The sequence below is a fragment of the Treponema sp. R6D11 genome (assembly GCF_054786075.1).
On the sequence record NZ_BDHD01000540.1, the window covers coordinates 1 to 814 of the forward strand.

An 814-nucleotide genomic window follows, 5' to 3' on the forward strand; every position below is an offset into this window, starting at 1 on the left:
GTTGAAATCGGCGCGTATGTCGGTTCTTGGCAATCTATAAGAAGGAAGCAGGAAGATTTGCGGAAACAAAGCACGCAAGCGTCGGACAATATTTTGAAAGCGCGGATGAGCCTAACTGGGGCCTATATCAATTCTAACTTGAGTATAAAAGATTTTTGTAAAGCCTATAAAGTGCCGATTGAAAACTTTTGGAAAATGATTGAGCGAATAAAAAAGGACGCGTCTCGAGAGCTTTCGCATAAGCTCGTGCTGGCAGCCGAGAGAAAAGCGTTTGTGAATAAAGAAAAGCTAGATGTGGGGCTAGAGAAACTTATTGATGATTTAGCTCAAGGGGTTTTGCGCCCTGACGGGCAGAGGACGCCGTTTAACACGCTTGATTATTTCCGTTTTAAGGCGGAACATAATCTATCTCCATCGGATGATATTTTAACGAGAATCAGGCAGGCGGCGCACGGCAAGAGGTTGCCATGGGACAGTTATGTGCATTTTAAAAAAATGGACGAGGGCAACATATTCCTCGCGCTTTCGCCTAAAGAGGTTTATCTGTCTATGAAGTATTATACGCAGGTGCCGGTGTCGCCTGACTTTCCTACGGGTTATAAGATATGGCCAATGGAAGATAACAAATTGGCTTTAGAATATCTTGAAAAAAATAACATCGCAATAAATGATGCGACCTTTGGCAGAGCTGTGGAATATTATAGAAGTTACGGCGAGATGCCAAAAGATATCGCGAGCAGTATACCGGTTACAGAGCCTTTGCGCAAACAGGTGGCTGAAGCTATGAACGTGCTAAAAAAAGATACATTATTTG

1 protein-coding gene is annotated in these 814 nt (G+C 43.1%); it reads left to right on the plus strand.

Going from position 1 to position 814, the window contains the following annotated elements:
• Positions 1-814: hypothetical protein (locus ACYVTD_RS14550; protein ID WP_461248435.1), on the plus strand; the 814-nt coding region annotated here is incomplete at both ends.